Source organism: Pseudomonas sp. GOM6, assembly GCF_029537485.1.
GTDB lineage: Bacteria > Pseudomonadota > Gammaproteobacteria > Pseudomonadales > Pseudomonadaceae > Aquipseudomonas.
Genome location: NZ_JARPUS010000003.1, coordinates 1 through 17,335, shown reverse-complemented (window position 1 = coordinate 17,335; position 17,335 = coordinate 1). Strand labels below are relative to the sequence as shown.

Sequence of the window (17,335 nt, the reverse complement as noted above, 5' to 3'; positions counted from 1 at the left end):
GGAGTTTGATGACCATGAGTGTGGAAACTCAAAAAGAGACCCTGGGCTTCCAGACCGAAGTGAAGCAGCTGCTTCACCTCATGATTCATTCGCTGTATTCGAACAAGGAAATCTTCCTGCGTGAGCTGATTTCCAACGCCTCGGATGCCGCCGACAAACTGCGTTTCGAAGCGCTGGCCAAGCCGGAGCTGCTCGAAGGCGGCGCGGAGCTGAAGATCCGCCTGAGCTTCGACAAGGACGCCAAGACCGTTACCCTCGAAGACAACGGCATCGGCATGAGCCGCGAGGAAGTGATCGCGCACCTTGGCACCATCGCCAAGTCCGGTACCGCCGACTTCCTGAAGAACCTGTCCGGTGATCAGAAGAAGGACTCGCATCTGATCGGTCAGTTCGGCGTGGGCTTCTACTCGGCCTTCATCGTCGCCGACAAGGTCGACGTGTTCACCCGTCGTGCCGGCGCGGCTGCCAGCGAGGGTGTGCACTGGTCGAGCAAAGGCGAGGGTGACTTCGAGGTTGCCACCATTGAGAAGGCCGAGCGCGGCACCCGCATCGTTCTGCACCTGAAGAGCGGCGAAGACGAGTTCGCGGACGGTTGGCGCCTGCGCAACATCGTCAAGAAGTACTCGGACCACATTGCCCTGCCGATCGAACTGCCGAAAGAACACTATGGCGAGGAGAAAGACAAGCCGGCTGAGGTCGAGTGGGAAACCGTCAACCGCGCCAGCGCGCTCTGGACTCGCCCGCGCACCGAGGTGAAGGACGAGGAATATCAGGAGTTCTACAAGCACGTCGGCCATGACTTCGAAAACCCGTTGAGCTGGAGCCACAACAAGGTCGAGGGCAAGCTGGAGTACACCTCGCTGCTCTACGTGCCGGGCCGCGCGCCATTTGATCTGTACCACCGCGAAGCGCCCAAGGGCCTCAAGCTCTACGTGCAGCGCGTGTTCATCATGGATCAGGCCGACCAGTTCCTGCCGCTGTACCTGCGCTTCATCAAGGGCGTGGTCGACTCCAACGACCTGTCGCTGAACGTCTCTCGCGAGATCCTGCAGTCCGGTCCCGTGATCGATTCGATGAAGTCGGCGCTGACCAAGCGCGTACTGGACATGCTGGAGAAGCTGGCCAAAGACAAGCCGGATGACTACAAGACCTTCTGGAAGGCCTTCGGCCAGGTGCTCAAGGAAGGCCCGGCGGAAGACTTCGCCAACAAGGAGAAAATCGCCAGCCTGCTGCGCTTCGCCTCTACCCATGACGAGTCCGGCGAGCAGAGCGTTGCCCTGGCCGACTATCTCGGTCGCGTCAAAGAAGGTCAGGACAAGATCTACTTCCTCACCGGCGAAACCTACGCGCAGATCAAGAACAGCCCGCACCTGGAAGTCTTCCGCAAGAAGGGCATCGAGGTGCTGCTGTTGACCGACCGTATCGACGAGTGGCTGATGAGCTACCTGACCGAGTTCGACGGCAAGCAGTTTGTCGATGTGGCCCGTGGCGATCTGGACCTGGGCAAGCTGGACTCGGAAGAGGACAAGAAGGCCCAGGAGGAAGTGGCCAAGGCCAAGGAAGGACTGGTCGAGCGCCTCAAGGGTGCGCTGGGCGAGCAGGTCGCTGAAGTACGTGTGTCGCATCGTCTGACCGATTCGCCGGCGATTCTGGCCATCGGCGAGCAGGACCTGGGCCTGCAGATGCGCCAGATCCTCGAAGCCAGCGGGCAGAAGGTGCCGGAGTCCAAGCCGATCTTCGAGATCAACCCGGGTCATCCACTGATCGAGAAGCTGGATGCCGAGCCGGACGAGGATCGCTTCGCCGATCTGTCGCACATCCTCTTCGATCAGGCGGCCCTGGCGGCCGGCGACAGCCTGAAAGATCCAGCTGCCTACGTTCAGCGCCTGAACAAGCTGCTGGTCGAGCTTTCGGCCTGATCTGCAGTGGTGTGCAAGAAGCCCGCTTCGGCGGGCTTTTTCATGTATGTAGCAATAAAAAGGGCGTCCCCTGGGACGCCCTTTTTCGTACTGCGCGGCTTTAGACGATGACGCCCTGGCTGCGCAGGTAGTCGTCATAGCTGCCGCTGAAGTCGGTCACGCCGCTGTCGGACAGCTCGATGATGCGGGTAGCCAGCGAGGAGACGAACTCGCGATCGTGGCTGACGAAGATCAGCGTGCCTGGGTAGTTTTCCAGTGCCAGGTTGAGTGCTTCGATGGACTCCATGTCCAGGTGGTTGGTCGGCTCGTCCATCACCAGCACATTGGGTTTCTGGCAGGCCAGCTTGCCGAACAGCATGCGGCCTTGTTCACCACCGGAAAGTACCTTGACCGACTTCTGGATCTCATCGGAAGAGAACAGCATGCGGCCCAGAGCGGCGCGGATGTTCTGCTCACCGGTGGTCCACTGGCCCATCCATTCGAACAGGGTTTCGTCGGCCTCGAAGTCGTGGGCATGGTCCTGGGCGTAGTAGCCGACCTCGGCGCTGTCGGTCCATTTAACGGCGCCGCTGTCTGGCGTCATTTCGCCGACCAGGGTGCGCAGCAGGGTGGTCTTGCCGATACCGTTGGGACCGATAATGGCCACGCGCTCGCCGGCCTCGATCTGTACGCTGAAGTTCTTGAACAACACCTTGTCGTCGAAGGCCTTGGAGATTTTCTCCAGGGTCACGGCCTGGCGATGCAGCTTCTTGTTCTGGTCGAAGCGGATGAACGGGCTGACGCGGCTGGACGGCTTGACCTCTTCCAGCTGGATCTTGTCGATCTGCTTGGCGCGGCTGGTGGCCTGCTTGGCCTTTGAGGCGTTGGCCGAGAATCGGCTGACGAAGGTCTGCAGCTCGGCGATCTGTGCCTTCTTCTTGGCGTTATCGGCCAGCAGGCGCTCGCGGGCCTGGGTCGAGGCGGTCATGTACTCGTCGTAGTTGCCCGGGAACAGGCGCAGCTCGCCGTAGTCCAGGTCGGCCATGTGTGTGCAGACCGAGTTGAGGAAGTGACGGTCGTGGGAAATGATGATCATGGTGCTGTTGCGCTGCACCAGGATGTTTTCCAGCCAGCGGATGGTGTTGATATCCAGGTGGTTGGTCGGTTCGTCCAGCAGCAGCACTTCCGGGTCGGAGAACAGCGCCTGGGCCAGCAGGACGCGCAGCTTCCAGCCCGGGGCCACTTCGCTCATCGGGCCGAAGTGCTGTTCCAGCGGAATGCCCAAGCCGAGCAACAGCTCGCCAGCGCGGGATTCGGCGGTGTAGCCGTCCATTTCAGCGAACTCGCCCTCCAGTTCACCGACCTTCATGCCGTCCTCTTCGCTCATCTCCGGCAGCGAATAGATGCGGTCGCGTTCGGCCTTGACCTTCCACAATTCGACGTGGCCCATGATCACGGTGTCGATCACGCTGAACTCTTCGTAGGCGAACTGGTCCTGGCGCAGCTTGCCCAGGCGCACGTTGGGCTCGAGCATCACCTGACCCGCGGAGGGTTCCAGATCGCCACCGAGGATCTTCATGAACGTCGACTTGCCGCAGCCATTGGCGCCGATCAGACCGTAGCGATTGCCGTTGTTGAATTTGACGGAGACGTTCTCGAACAGCGGCTTGGCGCCGAACTGCATGGTGATGTTGGCGGTGGAGATCACGGCACGGTCCTGCAAGTAGAGAGGGTGAGGGCGGAGGGCACCCGAAAGGGGGCGCATTGTAGAGGGATTGGCATGGATTCGACAGGGCTGGCGGACGGTTTGCCTGTACTGCGGCGCGCTCTGGCGGTGAGATGGGGCGGTGAGAGGGGTTAATCTCTTTAAAATTACGATAATAATTCAATGATGATGGGCACTATTGATGGTGATGATTTTTTAATCAGAAGGCGGGTGGCGATAGTGAAGGCGTGGATTCAGTCACGCAGCTTCAGGAGCCCGAATCATGAAAGCCATTGCCTTCGCCATTTTCTACACCGCTGCCTTGAGCACTTATTTTTCAACCCTGTCATTCGCGGAGCATGCAGATCAGGTTGTGCCGTCACAGCGCGCCCAACCTGTCTTGCTCGACACCGGTGCTTTGCTTCTGGACCGTCAGGCCTGAGTTTGGGTCAGTTGAGGCTTCGGTATCGTACCCCTGAGCCAGTTTCAGTAGGTTGGCTAGCTGCTCTCGGAGAACGGAGGGTTGGGTTGAACAGGTGGTTCCGGGTGAGAAGCAGGTTGGTTTCGCCACGAGGTCGGACTGTTCAGGTGCGGGAATGGCGGATGTGCAGGTGGCCAGAGGGCATGGCGGTGCAGTGAAGGCCTTTGTGACCGCCTGCACCCTATGTACAGCTATCGCAAAGACTTCGTTTCTGTTCGTGGCTCGGCTATAAGGCATTCCGGTTTTGCCTACGCGAGGCGGTTTTGTTCGAACTATCCCTGTATCTCGGCCTGTTTCTGTCGGCTTTCGGTGCCGCGAGCCTGTTGCCCTTGCAATCAGAGGCGGTGCTGGTGGGGCTGCTGCTCCGGGGCGATCAGCCGGTGGCCGGCTTGTTGCTGGTTGCCAGCGTCGGCAATGTGCTGGGTTCCGTGCTGAACGCGGCGCTGGGGCGGGGTATCGAACGCTTTCATGACCGGCGCTGGTTTCCCGTGAGCGATCAGCGGCTGGCATGGGCCAAGACCCGGTATCGTCGCTATGGGCGCTGGACGCTACTGTTGAGCTGGGTGCCAATCATTGGTGACCCGCTGACCCTGGTGGCGGGTGTGATGCGTGAGCCCTGGTGGAGCTTCCTGCTGCTGGTGACACTGGCCAAGTTCGCGCGTTATCTGGTTCTGGCGGCGCTTACCCTGGCCTGGTTCTGACGGCTTCAGTCTCGATAGAACACCTGAATCAGGTGATAGCCGAACTGGGTCTTCACCGGCCCGTGAACCTCGCGCAGGGCTTTCTTGAAGATCACTTGATCGACTGCGCGGACCATCTGTCCGGGGCGAACTTCACCCAGATCGCCACCTTTCTTGCCAGAGGGGCAGGTGGAGTGCTTCTTTGCCAGCACATCGAAGGCTTCGCCGGCGGCGATGCGCCTCTTCAGGGCGGCTGCTTCTGCTTCGGTCTTGACCAGGATGTGGCGTGCCATGGCCTTGGGCATGATGGATTCCTCATTTTGCGAGGGCGCTATTGTGCCAGCATTCCAGGCGCCATCAGAATGGCGTCATTTTTCAGGCTTATAAGCTCGGTAAAGCTGGCCTACCTTGTTAACTCCACCTCGATGGAAGCGCGCCGATGGACCTCACTCATATGCTGAAAATTCTGGCCAGCCAGGACGGTTCCGACCTCTACCTGTCGACCGGGGCTCCGCCCTGCGCCAAGTTCAATGGGGTGCTCAAGCCGCTCAGTCAGGAGCCGCTCAAGCCGGGTGACGTGGCCGCCATTGCGGCCGGGGTGATGGATGCCGAGCAGCGCGTCGAGTTCGAGAAAGAACTGGAGATGAACCTGGCCATCTCGGTGCCCAACGTCGGTCGTTTCCGTATCAACATTTTCAAGCAGCGTAACGAGGTCTCCATCGTTGCGCGCAACATCAAGATGGAGATCCCCAAGTTCGAGGATCTCAAGTTGCCTGAAGTGCTGCTCAAAACGGTGATGGAAAAGCGTGGCCTGGTGTTGTTCGTCGGCGGCACCGGCTCGGGCAAGTCGACCTCCCTGGCGGCGCTGATCGATTACCGCAATCGCAACAGCGGCGGGCACATCATCACCATCGAGGACCCGGTGGAGTACGTGCACCGGCACAAGAAGTCGATCATCAATCAGCGTGAAGTCGGCGTGGATACCCGCAGCTTCCATGCGGCGTTGAAGAACACCCTGCGCCAGGCGCCGGATGTGATCCTGATCGGCGAGATCCGTGACCGCGAGACCATGGAGCACGCCCTGGCCTTCGCCGATACGGGCCACCTGGCCATTTCCACGCTGCATGCCAACAATGCCAACCAGGCGCTGGACCGCATCATCAACTTCTTCCCCGAGGAGCGCCGCCCGCAGTTGCTCAACGATCTGGGCAACAACCTGCGCGCCTTCGTTTCCCAGCGCCTGGTCAAAACCCTCGACGGCAAGCGCCGCGCCGCCGTGGAGGTGATGCTGGGTACTCCAACGGTGCGTGATCTGATCAAGCGCAACGAGTTCTCCGAGCTGAAAGAAATCATGGAGAAATCGAAGAACCTCGGTATGCAGACCTTTGACCAGGCGCTGATCGACCTGGTGCACGAAGGAGCTATCGATGAAGAAGAGGCAGTGAAGAACGCCGACTCGGCCAACAACGTGCGCCTCAAGCTCAAGCTGTACAAGGACAATCCGGCGGCTCAGGCCGCCCCGGCCGCGGTTGCTGCACCGCAGGCAGCGCCTGCAGCCTCACCCGCAAACTGGGCGATGGAGTTGAAACTGGAGGACATCGAGGAGGACGCCCCGCCGGAAGACCCTGGTCGGCCGGGGATCTGACTAGCGGGCCTTGGTGTTGTGAGCGCTTAACGCTCGTCGAGCGCGAAGGCTGTCAGGCTGAACGTGGGAATGCCCATGTCCTGCAGTTTTCGCGAGCCGCCCAGTTCGGGCAGGTCGATGATGGCGGCAGCCTCGTGCACCTGGGCTCCGAGGCGCTTGATCAGGCGGGCGGCGGCCAGCAGGGTGCCGCCGGTGGCGATCAAGTCATCGAAGATCAGCACCCGGTCGCCTTCGCATAGGCTGTCGGTGTGCACTTCCAGCAGGGCTTCGCCGTACTCGGTCTGGTAGCTCTCGGCAATCACTTCGGCTGGCAGTTTGCCTTGCTTGCGGAACAGGATCAGTGGCTTGTTCAGCTCGTAGGCGATCACCGAGCCGATCAGGAAGCCGCGTGCGTCCATGGCGGCAATATGGCTGAAGTCTGCCTCCACATAGCGCTGGATAAAGCTGTCCGCCACCATGCGCTGAGCCCGGGGAGACTGGAACAGCGGGGTGATATCGCGAAACACCACGCCGGGTTTGGGGAAGTCCGGAACAGGACGGATCAACGATTTGATAGTGAATTCATCGAAGATCATCGACGGCTCCTGGGTGGGGTGAGTGTGTGTCGTCAGGCTACTCTGGCATGCTACCGCCGGCCAGGGCGCATAGCTCGATGGGGTCGAGAATGTGCACTTCCTTGCCTTCGGCTTCGATCAGGCCGTTCTGCTGAAAACGGGTGAATACCCGTGACACGGTTTCCACCGCCAGGCCCAGGTAATTACCCACTTCATTGCGCGACATGGCCAGGCGGAACTGGTTGGCCGAGAAGCCGCGAGCGCGGAAACGGGCGGACAGGTTGACCAGGAAGGTGGCGATGCGCTCGTCGGCGGTCTTCTTGGAGAGCAGCAGCATCATCTGCTGGTCGTCGCGAATTTCACGGCTCATCACGCGCATCAGCTGGCGGCGCAGTTGTGGCAGCTGAACGGACAGATCATCCAGACGTTCGAAGGGAATCTCACAGATCGAGGTGGTTTCCAGGGCTTGGGCGGATACCGGGTAGAGTTCGGTATCGACGCCGGACAAGCCGACCAGTTCGCTGGGCAGGTGGAAGCCGGTGATCTGCTCTTCGCCACCGTCGCTCAGGGTGAAGGTTTTCAAGGCCCCAGCCCGTACGGCGAACACCGAGTCGAAGGCATCGCCCTGGCGGAATAGGTATTCGCCCTTTTTCAGCGGGCGACCGCGTTTGACGATGCTGTCCAGGGCATCCATGTCTTCCAGGTTCAGCGACAGCGGCAGGCATAGTGCGGCCAGGCTGCAGTCCTTGCAGTGTGCCTGGTGCGGGCTGTGCAGCTTGATGATTTCTGACATTGGAGATCCCTGAGTGACAATCACGCACAAAGTTAAAGGTTAACCCAGGGCTCACGCTCAGGCCAGAGCGACCATGGTGGAAAAGGCGCTGACTATTGGCTCAGGTTTTTTCTCTGCCACCGAGGTTGTCCGAGTCCGCTAGAGCGGCGCCCTCAGGCGCAAGAGCGAGGGCCTCGGAGAGGCCGGCCTGCCGGACGATATCAAGTAGGTCCTCAAGTGGATTCGCGTACTTCGCCAGCACATTGCCGGGAGGAAAGCCGAGTGGCAGGTGCTTGCCGTCGATGCCAGCATGGATCCACGCCTCATGCGGGCGCGCGGATCTGTGTTGGCGGCACTGGAGGAGGCAACTCAGCGCAGCCAGCCTATGCAGGTGGGCTGGCAGGCGCTGATACCGGCATCGCTGTGGTCATATCACCCGAGAAAAGCGCTGCAGATTCTGCTGCTCGAGGTAGTGATCGAACAGCATGCATAGCGAGCGCACCAGCAGGCGTCCACCAGGACGGACGTCGATGCCCTGTTCGCCGAGGTCGATCAGGCCATCGCGGGACAGTTGCTCCAGCTGTGGCCAGATGCTCGCGAAATAGGTGCGAAAGTCGATGGCGAAGCGCTGCTCTATGTCGCCGAAATCCAGTTCGAACTCACAGATCAGTGCCTGAATCACGGCACGACGGATACGGTCGTCATCGTTGCAGTGCAGGCCGCGCCGCGTAGCTAGCTGGCCGTTGGCCAGGCTTTGCTGGTAGTCGCTTAAATCGCTGCTGTTCTGGCAATAGAGGTCGCCAACCTGGCTGATGGCGGACACGCCGAGGCCGATCAGATCGCAGTGGCCGTGGGTGGTATAACCCTGGAAATTGCGCTGTAAGGTGCCGTCTTCCTGGGCCATGGCCAGCTCGTCGTCGGGCAGGGCGAAGTGATCCATGCCGATGTAGCGGTAGCCGGCGGCGGTTAGCTGCTCGATGCTGCGGTGCAACATCTCCAGTTTCTGCGCAGGGCTGGGCAAGTCGTTTTCGTTGATCCTGCGCTGGGGCATGAAGCGTTCGGGCAGGTGGGCGTAGTTGAATACCGACAGGCGATCCGGCTGCAGGGCGATGACTTCGGCCACGGTACGGGCGAAGCGCTCCGGTGTCTGCAGGGGCAGCCCGTAGATCAGGTCGATGTTTATCGAGCGAAACTGCAGGGTATGCGCCGCTTCGACGATGGCGCGTGTCTGCTCCAGTGATTGCAGGCGGTTGATGGCGCGCTGTACGTCCGGATCGAGGTCCTGCACGCCCAGGCTGACGCGGTTGAAGCCCAGCTCGCGGAGCAGACCCATGGTCGACCAGTCTGCCTCGCGCGGGTCGATCTCGATACCGTAGTCGCCGCTATCGTCGTCCAGCAGGTTGAAGCTCTGGCGCAGGTGCTCCAGCAGGCGGCGCAGTTCGTCATGGCTGAGAAAGGTCGGTGTGCCGCCACCGAAATGCAGCTGCTCGACCACCTGGCGCTGGTCCAGGTGGCGGGACATCAGGGTGATTTCCTGCATCAGCCGGTCCAGATAGGGCTGGGCACGGCCGCGGTCCTTGGTGATGACCTTGTTGCAGGCGCAGTAGTAGCAGATGTTGGCGCAGAAGGGCACGTGCACGTAGAGCGAGAGCGGCCGAAGCGCCTTGCGGCTGTCGCGCAGGGCGTGCAGCAGGTCGAAGGAGCCAATTTGCTCGTGAAATTGCACGGCGGTGGGGTAGGAGGTGTAGCGTGGGCCCGGCCGGTCGTGACGGCGGATCAGGTCGGCGTCCCAGTGGATGGCATCGAGCATTGGAAAACCCCTAGAGTGACAGTGTGGCCAGTCTAGGGAATGGGCTGCGGGCGGCTTTTGATCTGCGTCAGGCTGTCGTGGCTTTGCCGGTTAGGGCCGTCGGGTGGGGCTGAGCGCAGTGGCCGAGGCTGCTGGGGCGGTGGATCAGTGCCCCATCAGCCAATGTTGATGCGGGCCTGGTAGCGTCCAAATGCCGAAAAGAATCACCAGAAGGCCGCCTGCGATACGCACGCCGCGTTGACGCAACAGGGAGGTGATCCGTTCGGCGGCCATGCCGGTCGCCAGCAGGACCGGCCAGGTGCCGAAGCCGAAGGCCAGCATCAGCGCCGCACTGTCGGCCGGCGAGCCCTGGCTGGAGGCCCAAAGCAAGGTGCTGTAGACCAGGCCACAGGGCAGCCAGCCCCAGATGGCGCCGAGCAACAGTGCACGCGGCAGGCTGCTGACGGGCATCAGGCGGCTGGCGACGGGTTGCAGATGGCGCCACAGATGGCGACCGAGGGCCTCGATGCGGGTCAGGCCGCTCCACCAGCCCGCTAGGTACAGGCCCATGGCGATCAGTAGCAGGCCGGCAACTACCCGCAAGATCATGGCTGCCGGGCTGCTGGCCACTGCCCAGCCAGCGATACCAATCACTAGCCCAGCGGTTGCATAGCTGAGAATGCGACCGAGGTTATAGGCCAGCAGCAGGCGAAAACGGCGTGCACGCTGTTCCGGTGGAATGGCCAGGGTCAGGGCACCCATCAAACCACCGCACATGCCCAGACAATGGCCACCGCCAAGTACGCCGAGGATCAGCGCGGACAGCAGCTGCGGTAGCAGTTCAGGCACGTGGCTCGTCCTTCGACTCGTTCTGCTGGTCGGCTTCGACGATCCCCGCCTTGTGCTGTGGGTCTTCGTCGTCGAACAAGATGCTGTGGGCCGGGCCGTCCAGGTCATCGTACTGGCCGCTGTCCACCGCCCAGAAGAATATCCAGATGGCGATGCCAACCAGGACGACGGCGATGGGGATGAGGATGTAGATGGCGGACATGGGGGCTCCGGGATTTACACGGCGCAGGCGCGAGGTCGCAGCGGCGACATCAGCACTGCACGCGGGCCAGGCGCAGGGCGTTCAGTACTACCAGCAGCGAACTGACCGACATGCCGACCGCCGCCCACAGCGGGGTCACCCAGCCGATGGCGGCGAACGGCAGCACCAGGCCATTGTACAGAGTCGCCCAGCTGAGGTTCTCGACGATGATGCGACGGGTGCGCCTGGCCAGAGTGAAGGCCTGTACCAGGCTGCTCAGGCGATTCGACAGCAATACCGCATCGGCGCTGGTCTTGGCCAGGTCAGTGGCGCTGCCCATGGCCACGCTTATGTCGGCCCCGGCCAGCACCGGCACATCGTTGACCCCGTCACCGAGCATCAGTACACGATGGCCGCGCTCGTGCAGGTCCTTGAGCACGGCCAGTTTGGCGTCCGGTGTCAGTCCGCCGCGGGCATCGGCGATGCCGAGCTGGCGGGCGACTTCGCCGACCATGGGCGAGCTGTCGCCGGAGAGCAGGATGATGTCCCAGCCCTGCGCGCGACAGGCTGCGATCAGCTCCGGTGCATCGTCACGCAGTCGGTCGTTGAGAACGAACCAGGCCAGTGGACCGCGCTCATCGCCCAGCAGCAACCACTGGCCGCGCTCACCGGGAATGGTTGGTGCTTGGCGTTTGGCCAGGGCGGCGACGTAGCCCGGCTGGCCGATACGCATACGGCGGCCGTCGACCACGCCCTCCAGGCCCTGGCCGGGTTCGCTTGCCAGTTGCTCTGCACCGCGGTTGCTGTGGCCGAAGGCGCGGGCAATGGGGTGCTCGGAGCCGTGTTCCAGCGCGGCGGCCAGGGCCAGACAGCTATCGGAGTCCAGCTCGCGCAGGGTCTCGATGCGTTCCAGGGTCAGGCGGCCTTCGCTCAGGGTGCCGGTCTTGTCGAAGATCACCGTGTCGATCTGCTTCAGCCCCTCCAGTACGTGGCCGCGCGTGAGCAGCAGGCCGAGCTTGTGCAGGCTGCCGGTGGCGGTGGTCAGCGCCGTCGGCGTCGCCAACGACAGGGCGCAGGGGCAGGTGGCGACCAGCAGGGCGAGAACGATCCAGAACGCCCGCTCGTGGTCGATCTGCCACCAGACCAGGCCGATCACCGCGGCGAAAGCCAGGACGATCAGCAGAAACCACTGGGCCACGCGATCTGCCAGCTCGGCCATTCGCGGTTTGTCCGCCTGGGCGCGCTCCAGCAGGCGGACGATGGCGGAAAGGCGGGTGTCGCTACCCAGGGCCTGGACTTCGATGGTCAGCGGGCCTTCAACGTTGAGGGTGCCGGCAGTCACCGTGTCGCCCTCGCCACGCGGCAGTGGCAGGTATTCGCCGGTCAGCAGCGATTCGTCGACGCTGGATTGGCCCGTAACAATGCGGCCGTCTGCCGGCAGCTGCGCGCCTGGCGGTACCAGCACACGGTCACCGACGGCCAGCTCGCGCAGCAGCACACGCTGGCTCTGGCCGCTGGCGTCCAGGCGCAGGCAGGAGGGTGGCAGCAGGCTGACCAGCTGCGCCGTGGCCGCTGCGGTACGTTCGCGGGCACGGCGTTCCAGGTAGCGGCCGGCGAGGAGGAACAGGGCAAACATGCCGACCGCATCGAAATACAACTCGCCATCGCCGGTGACGGTGGACCAGATGCCGGCCACGTAGGCGCCGCCGATGGCCAGCGACACCGACACGTCCATGGTTAGGTGGCGGGTGCGCAAGTCGCGCAGGGCACCGCGGAAGAACTGGCCGCAGCAGTAGAAGACGATGGGCGTGGTAAGGAACAGGCTGGTCCAGCGCAGGATCATGTCCAGCTCGGGCGAGAGGTCGACGTTGACCTCCGGCCAGGTGGCCATGGTCGCCATCATCACCTGCAGCCACAGCAGACCGGCGACACCGATCTGGCGCATCGAACGGCGGTTCTCCTCGGCCAGGCGTGCGCTGGCCTCGTCTTCCTGCCAGGGGTGGCCGGCGTAGCCGATGCGGCGCAATTCGGCGAGCAGCTGACTGAGCGGGAGCTGGCTGTCGGCCCAGCGCACCTGCAGGCGCTGGTTGGACAGATTGAGATTGGCTTCCGCCACGCCCGGCAACGCGCGCAGGTGTTTCTCGATCAGCCAGCCACAGGCGGCACAGCTGATGCCCTCGATCAGCAGGCGGGTTTCACTCAGCTCTCCTTGATGCTGGACGAAATCCTGTTGCACCTCGTCGCGGTCATACAGCGCCAGTTCGTCCGGCAGGGCTTTGGGCAACGCCTGGGGATTGATCGCGTTATCGCTGCGCTGGCGGTAGTACGCATCCAGGCCACCGGCGACGATGGCTTCCGCCACCGCCTGGCAGCCTGGGCAGCAGAAGGCCCGAGGCGCACCGAGTACCTGGGCTTCGAAGCGGCTGTCGGCAGGTACCGGCAAACCGCAGTGGTAGCAGGGAAGGGGGCTGCTCATGCGTGCAGATGCTTACTCGCCGAGATGGAAGCGCTGGCCGCTAGCCAGTTGCTTCTCCTCAAACAGGCGCCAGTCCTTGCCACCTTCCTGGCCGATCAGCTCGACGAAACGGCGGCCCTCGACGGCGTCCAGCAGATTGCCAGTGTAGCTGCCGTCTGCCTGGGCCTGCAGCACCACACGGCGGTCGCGTTCGGGCTGGGTCGGCGAGATGAAGTTGAGTACCAGTTGCGGCGGGTTGCTGTAGCCCTGCAGCTGCAGGGCGACAGTGCCTCGCTCGTTGTCCAGCGTGAAGTCGGCCATGAGCTTGAGTCGCTCGGCCAGCTCTTCGCGCTCAAGCGAGGTATTGATGCCTTTGCCGACATCGTAATAGTTGTCTGACAGCAACCCCGGTGGGTTCTTGGTGGCAATCACCAGCATGCTGGTGCCAAGCACCACGGAAAGACCGAGGATGCCAAGAATGAACCAGGGCCAGACTTCTTTGTACCAGGGGTTGGCCTGAGGCTGTTGCGACGACATGGGATAACCTTGTTCAGCGCACGCTCGGGCCGATGAATCGGCTGTCGGCGTCGCTCTCTATGGATGGATCTTCCAGGGCCTTGACCCGGAACACGATTTCGTTGGCGCTGGAGGGCAATTTCTCCGGCTCGATGGACAGTTCCACTGGGATCGACAGCACTTCGCCGGCCATTGCCTTAATCTCGCGCTTGCCTTCGTACTCGAGGCCGTCGATGCCTTCGACGGAGATCAGGTAGGTCAGGTCGCGCTGGGCCTTGTTCATCAGCTTCACGGTGTAGACGTTCTCGACATGTCCCATTTCGTTCTCGCGATACAGCACGCGATCCTTGAGCACGTCGATCTCCACCAGCGAGCGGCTGGCGATGGCCCAGATGAAGAGCGAGATCATCGCCACCAGGGCGACGGCGTAGCCTATCAGGCGTGGGCGCAACAGGTGGGTCTTCTGCCCGGAAAGATTGTGTTCGGTTGTGTAGCTGATCAGGCCCTTGGGATAGCCCATCTTGTCCATGATGCTGTCGCAGGCGTCGATGCAGGCCGCGCAACCGATGCATTCGATCTGCAGGCCATCACGGATGTCGATGCCGGTAGGGCAGACCTGGACGCACATGGTGCAGTCGATGCAGTCGCCAAGGCCCTGGGCCTTGTAGTCGACAGTCTTCTTGCGCGGGCCACGATTTTCGCCGCGCCGTGGGTCGTAGGAGACGATCAGCGTGTCGGGGTCGAACATCACGCTTTGGAAGCGTGCGTAGGGGCACATGTAGATGCACACCTGTTCGCGTAGCCAGCCGGCGTTGCCATAGGTGGCCAGGGTGAAGAAACCGACCCAGAAATAGGCCCAGCCATCGGCATCGCCGGTCAGCAGGTTGGGAATCAGCTCGCGGATCGGCGAGAAGTAGCCGACGAAAGTCAGGCCGGTAACCAGGCCAATGAGAATCCACAGGCTGTGCTTGGCGGCCTTGCGAGCGAACTTGTTGGCGCTCATCGGGGCCTTGTCCAGCTTCATGCGCTGGTTGCGATCACCCTCGGTGACCTTTTCGCACCACATGAAGATCCAGGTCCACACGCTCTGCGGGCAGGTATAGCCGCACCAGACGCGGCCGGCGAACACGGTGATGAAGAACAGGCCAAAGGCGGCGATGATCAGCAGCGCTGAGAGCAGGATGAAATCCTGCGGCCAGAAGGTGGCGCCGAAGATAAAGAATTTACGTTCCGGCAGGTTCCACCAGACGGCCTGACGGTCGTTCCAGTTGAGCCAGACGGTACCGAAGTAGAGGAGGAACAGCAGGGCACCGCCACCGAGACGCAGGTTGCGAAACAGGCCGGTGAAGGCGCGGGTATAGATTTTTTCGCGGCTGGCGTAAAGGTCGAAACTTTCGTTGCCTTTGGCCGGAGGAGGGGTGATGTTTCGGACGGGGATCTGTTCGCTCATCAGGGTCGTACCACGGCTTGGGTGAGTGCTCCCTCGATACTTGCCGACGGAGTCAGAATTTCACGGCACTATGGTACGCCTGATCGAGCGTTGCCCGGGTGCGACCGGCGGTCGCGTCCGGGCGGATGCAGCATTTACTCGGCGCTGGCTTCGACGGTGTTGCCATGCGACAGGCTGTACACGTAAGCAGCCAGCAGGTGCACCTTGTCTTCGCTACCTACGTACGGCAGCTGTGCCGGCATGTTGCCGCTGCGGCCGTAACGGATGCTCTGCTGCAGCTGAGCGTAGCTGCTGCCGTAGATGAAGGCGCTCGGGTTGGTCAGGTTCGGCGCACCCATGCTCGGGGTGCCCTTGCCGTCCGCACCGTGGCAGGCGAAGCAGGTGGTGGAGAAGACCTGCTTGCCGGCTTCGATATCGGCAGTCACGCCTTCCGGCAACTTACGGCCTCCCAGCTCGGTGAGCACGTAGGCGGCAACGTTGCGCACGCCGTCTTCGCCGATGGCTGGGCCTTGCGGCGGCATCATGCCGTGGCGACCGTTGATGATGGTCTGCTTAATATCGGCCGGCGAGCCGCCCCAACGCCATTCGTTGTCGGTCAGGTTGGGGAAGCCATAGGCGCCCTTGGCGTCGGAGCCGTGGCATACCGAGCAGTTGGACGCGAACAGGCGGCCACCCATTTTCAGGGCTTGCTCGTCCTTGGCCACTTCCTCGATCGGCAGCTGGGCGTATTTGGCATAGATGGGCGCGTACTGTTTGTCGGCGCGGACCATTTCCTTTTCCCACTGGTGCACGCCAGTCCAGCCACGCTCGCCGCTGGCGAAGGGCTTGCCATCACCGGCTTCGTTGTAGCCCGGCAGCAGACCTTTCCAGTTGCCCAGGCCCGGGTAGAGAACCAGGTAGCCGAGGGCGAAGACAATGGTGGCCACGAACAGCATGAACCACCACTTCGGCAGTGGGTTGTCGAACTCCTCGATGCCATCGAAGGAGTGGCCGACGGTGTCTTCGGTGGTATCAGAGCGCTGGCCCTTGCGAATGCCGAAGAGCAGCGCGGTAAGAGCCACGATGGTGCCGAGGCTCAGTACGCTGATGTAGATACTCCAGAACAGAGTCATTCTTTATTGCTCCCAGAATCTTGCTCGTCACGCTTGCTGGCCGGGACGTCGTCGGCGAAGGGCAGGTTGGCTGCCTCGTCGAAGCTGCTCTTGCGCTTGCTGTTGTAGGCCCAGAGCACCACGCCGATGAAGGCGACGAAGACTATGACCGTACCGATGCCGCGAATCGTCCCAATATCCATCATGCGTTACCGTTTGTTCTTGATAGCGGTGCCCAGGCCTTGCAGGTAGGCGACCATGGCGTCCATCTCGGTCTTGCCCTTGACGGCTTCGCGAGCACCGGCGATGTCTTCGTCGGTATAGGGAACGCCAAGGCTACGCAGGGCTTCCATCTTGGCAGCGGTGTGCTTGCCGTCGAGCTTGTTTTCTACGAGCCACGGGTAGGCCGGCATCTTCGATTCCGGGACTACGTTGCGCGGGTTGTACAGGTGGGCGCGGTGCCAGTCGTCCGAGTAGCGACCGCCGACGCGGGCCAGGTCCGGGCCGGTACGCTTGGAACCCCACAGGAAGGGGTGATCCCAAACGCTTTCGCCAGCGACGGAGTAGTGGCCGTAGCGCTCGGTTTCGGCACGGAACGGACGGATCATCTGCGAGTGACAGCCAACGCAGCCTTCGCGGATGTAGATGTCACGACCTTCCAGCTCCAGCGCGGTGCGCGGCTTCATGCCTTCCACCGGGGTATTGGTGACGTCCTGGAAGAACAGCGGAACGATCTGGGTCAGACCGCCGATGCTCACGGCGATCACCATGAACAGGGCCAGCAGGCCGATGTTCTTTTCGAAAATTTCGTGTTTGCTACCGGCCATCAGTGAGCCACCTCAGCAGGAATCAGGGCAGCGGCGTCGTACTTGCTCTTGTCTGCGGCACGCACGGTACGCCAGGTGTTGTAAGCCATCAGCAGCATGCCGGTGACGAAGAACGCACCGCCGAGGGCGCGGACCATGTAACCGAGGTGGCTGGCTTCGAGGGCTTCGACGAAGGAGTAGGTGAGGGTGCCGTCTTCGTTGACTGCACGCCACATCAGGCCCTGGGTGATGCCGTTGACCCACATGGAGGCGATGTACAGCACGGTACCGATGGTGGCCAGCCAGAAGTGGGCGTTGATCAGGCCGATGCTGTGCATCTGCTCGCGACCGAACACCTTCGGAATCAGGTGGTACAGCGAGCCGATGGAGATCATCGCTACCCAGCCGAGGGCGCCGGCGTGTACGTGGCCGATGGTCCAGTCGGTGTAGTGGGACAGGGCGT

18 protein-coding genes are annotated in these 17,335 nt (G+C 62.2%); 4 read left to right on the top strand and 14 right to left on the bottom strand.

The annotated features are described in order from the left end of the window. Window positions 1–14 precede the first annotated feature (14 nt). Window positions 15–1,919, top strand: coding sequence for a molecular chaperone HtpG (gene htpG / locus P7A97_RS04620; protein WP_277688778.1), 1,905 nt, complete (start codon window positions 15–17; stop codon window positions 1,917–1,919). A gap of 100 nt (window positions 1,920–2,019) precedes the next feature. On the opposite strand, the gene P7A97_RS04615 is transcribed toward htpG, so the two are convergent. Next, window positions 2,020–3,606 (bottom strand): ABC-F family ATPase, encoded by a 1,587-nt coding sequence (locus P7A97_RS04615; protein ID WP_277688777.1) that lies wholly within the window; start codon window positions 3,604–3,606, stop codon window positions 2,020–2,022. A 280-nt stretch (window positions 3,607–3,886) separates the two neighbouring features. On the opposite strand from P7A97_RS04615, the gene P7A97_RS04610 reads away from it, so the two are divergent. Both P7A97_RS04610 and P7A97_RS04605 read left to right on the top strand, forming a co-directional pair. Continuing rightward, a complete protein-coding gene (locus tag P7A97_RS04610) occupies window positions 3,887–4,045 on the top strand; it encodes a hypothetical protein (protein ID WP_277688776.1) in 159 nt (52 codons plus the stop codon). 302 nt (window positions 4,046–4,347) lie between these two features. Then, window positions 4,348–4,785 (top strand): YqaA family protein, encoded by a 438-nt coding sequence (locus tag P7A97_RS04605; RefSeq protein WP_277688775.1) that lies wholly within the window; start codon window positions 4,348–4,350, stop codon window positions 4,783–4,785. Between the two features lie 5 nt (window positions 4,786–4,790). Here the strand turns inward: P7A97_RS04605 and P7A97_RS04600 are convergent, their stop codons facing one another. Further along, window positions 4,791–5,069: a peptidylprolyl isomerase gene (locus P7A97_RS04600; RefSeq protein WP_277688774.1), complete on the bottom strand. Its 279-nt coding sequence runs from the start codon at window positions 5,067–5,069 to the stop codon at window positions 4,791–4,793. A gap of 134 nt (window positions 5,070–5,203) precedes the next feature. Between P7A97_RS04600 and P7A97_RS04595 the strand changes: the two genes are divergently transcribed. After that, window positions 5,204–6,409: a PilT/PilU family type 4a pilus ATPase gene (locus P7A97_RS04595; protein ID WP_277688773.1), complete on the top strand. Its 1,206-nt coding sequence runs from the start codon at window positions 5,204–5,206 to the stop codon at window positions 6,407–6,409. Between the two features lie 26 nt (window positions 6,410–6,435). On the opposite strand, the gene P7A97_RS04590 is transcribed toward P7A97_RS04595, so the two are convergent. The 12 genes from P7A97_RS04590 to P7A97_RS04535 all read right to left on the bottom strand — a co-directional run. Beyond that, window positions 6,436–6,984, bottom strand: a complete 549-nt coding sequence (locus P7A97_RS04590) for an adenine phosphoribosyltransferase (RefSeq protein ID WP_277688772.1) — start codon at window positions 6,982–6,984, stop codon at window positions 6,436–6,438. A 37-nt stretch (window positions 6,985–7,021) separates the two neighbouring features. Then, the gene (gene fnr, locus P7A97_RS04585; RefSeq protein WP_277688771.1) at window positions 7,022–7,756 is read right to left on the bottom strand and encodes a fumarate/nitrate reduction transcriptional regulator Fnr; all 735 of its coding nucleotides are present in this window, start codon (window positions 7,754–7,756) and stop codon (window positions 7,022–7,024) included. Between the two features lie 406 nt (window positions 7,757–8,162). Further along, complete coding sequence (hemN, locus tag P7A97_RS04580; protein ID WP_277688770.1) at window positions 8,163–9,545, bottom strand: oxygen-independent coproporphyrinogen III oxidase; 1,383 nt, start codon at window positions 9,543–9,545, stop codon at window positions 8,163–8,165. Window positions 9,546–9,689: 144 nt separating this feature from the next. Then, window positions 9,690–10,373 carry a sulfite exporter TauE/SafE family protein gene (locus tag P7A97_RS04575; protein ID WP_277688769.1) on the bottom strand — a complete coding sequence of 228 codons (684 nt, stop codon included), beginning with the start codon at window positions 10,371–10,373 and terminating at the stop codon, window positions 9,690–9,692. After that, window positions 10,366–10,575, bottom strand: a complete 210-nt coding sequence (gene ccoS, locus P7A97_RS04570; RefSeq protein ID WP_277688768.1) for a cbb3-type cytochrome oxidase assembly protein CcoS — start codon at window positions 10,573–10,575, stop codon at window positions 10,366–10,368. Before ccoS ends, P7A97_RS04575 begins: the two co-directional genes overlap by 8 nt. Before the next feature lie 49 nt (window positions 10,576–10,624). Then, window positions 10,625–13,030, bottom strand: a complete 2,406-nt coding sequence (locus P7A97_RS04565) for a heavy metal translocating P-type ATPase (protein WP_277688767.1) — start codon at window positions 13,028–13,030, stop codon at window positions 10,625–10,627. A gap of 12 nt (window positions 13,031–13,042) precedes the next feature. Then, the gene (locus P7A97_RS04560) at window positions 13,043–13,546 is read right to left on the bottom strand and encodes a FixH family protein (protein WP_277688766.1); all 504 of its coding nucleotides are present in this window, start codon (window positions 13,544–13,546) and stop codon (window positions 13,043–13,045) included. Window positions 13,547–13,559: 13 nt separating this feature from the next. Beyond that, window positions 13,560–14,975 (bottom strand): cytochrome c oxidase accessory protein CcoG, encoded by a 1,416-nt coding sequence (ccoG, locus tag P7A97_RS04555; RefSeq protein WP_277688765.1) that lies wholly within the window; start codon window positions 14,973–14,975, stop codon window positions 13,560–13,562. Between the two features lie 134 nt (window positions 14,976–15,109). Further along, window positions 15,110–16,087: a cytochrome-c oxidase, cbb3-type subunit III gene (ccoP, locus tag P7A97_RS04550; protein WP_277688764.1), complete on the bottom strand. Its 978-nt coding sequence runs from the start codon at window positions 16,085–16,087 to the stop codon at window positions 15,110–15,112. Then, window positions 16,084–16,269, bottom strand: a complete 186-nt coding sequence (locus P7A97_RS04545; protein ID WP_277688763.1) for a cbb3-type cytochrome c oxidase subunit 3 — start codon at window positions 16,267–16,269, stop codon at window positions 16,084–16,086. Before P7A97_RS04545 ends, ccoP begins: the two co-directional genes overlap by 4 nt. A gap of 6 nt (window positions 16,270–16,275) precedes the next feature. After that, window positions 16,276–16,893, bottom strand: a complete 618-nt coding sequence (gene ccoO, locus P7A97_RS04540) for a cytochrome-c oxidase, cbb3-type subunit II (RefSeq protein WP_277688762.1) — start codon at window positions 16,891–16,893, stop codon at window positions 16,276–16,278. Beyond that, window positions 16,893–17,335 (bottom strand): cbb3-type cytochrome c oxidase subunit I (locus P7A97_RS04535; RefSeq protein WP_277688761.1); only part of this gene is annotated, 443 nt, incomplete at its 5' end. The genes P7A97_RS04535 and ccoO, both read right to left, overlap by 1 nt.

What these genes read in the sequence shown, in the direction of transcription:
- htpG (WP_277688778.1), top strand. Translation starts at nt 15, where the DNA reads ATGAGTGTGGAAACTCAAAAAGAGACCCTGGGCTTCCAGACCGAAGTG.
- P7A97_RS04610 (WP_277688776.1), top strand. Translation starts at nt 3,887, where the DNA reads ATGAAAGCCATTGCCTTCGCCATTTTCTACACCGCTGCCTTGAGCACT.
- P7A97_RS04600 (WP_277688774.1), bottom strand. Translation starts at nt 5,069, where the DNA reads ATGCCCAAGGCCATGGCACGCCACATCCTGGTCAAGACCGAAGCAGAA.
- P7A97_RS04595 (WP_277688773.1), top strand. Translation starts at nt 5,204, where the DNA reads ATGGACCTCACTCATATGCTGAAAATTCTGGCCAGCCAGGACGGTTCC.
- P7A97_RS04590 (WP_277688772.1), bottom strand. Translation starts at nt 6,984, where the DNA reads ATGATCTTCGATGAATTCACTATCAAATCGTTGATCCGTCCTGTTCCG.
- fnr (WP_277688771.1), bottom strand. Translation starts at nt 7,756, where the DNA reads ATGTCAGAAATCATCAAGCTGCACAGCCCGCACCAGGCACACTGCAAG.
- hemN (WP_277688770.1), bottom strand. Translation starts at nt 9,545, where the DNA reads ATGCTCGATGCCATCCACTGGGACGCCGACCTGATCCGCCGTCACGAC.
- ccoS (WP_277688768.1), bottom strand. Translation starts at nt 10,575, where the DNA reads ATGTCCGCCATCTACATCCTCATCCCCATCGCCGTCGTCCTGGTTGGC.
- P7A97_RS04565 (WP_277688767.1), bottom strand. Translation starts at nt 13,030, where the DNA reads ATGAGCAGCCCCCTTCCCTGCTACCACTGCGGTTTGCCGGTACCTGCC.
- P7A97_RS04560 (WP_277688766.1), bottom strand. Translation starts at nt 13,546, where the DNA reads ATGTCGTCGCAACAGCCTCAGGCCAACCCCTGGTACAAAGAAGTCTGG.
- ccoG (WP_277688765.1), bottom strand. Translation starts at nt 14,975, where the DNA reads ATGAGCGAACAGATCCCCGTCCGAAACATCACCCCTCCTCCGGCCAAA.
- ccoP (WP_277688764.1), bottom strand. Translation starts at nt 16,087, where the DNA reads ATGACTCTGTTCTGGAGTATCTACATCAGCGTACTGAGCCTCGGCACC.
- P7A97_RS04545 (WP_277688763.1), bottom strand. Translation starts at nt 16,269, where the DNA reads ATGGATATTGGGACGATTCGCGGCATCGGTACGGTCATAGTCTTCGTC.
- ccoO (WP_277688762.1), bottom strand. Translation starts at nt 16,893, where the DNA reads ATGGCCGGTAGCAAACACGAAATTTTCGAAAAGAACATCGGCCTGCTG.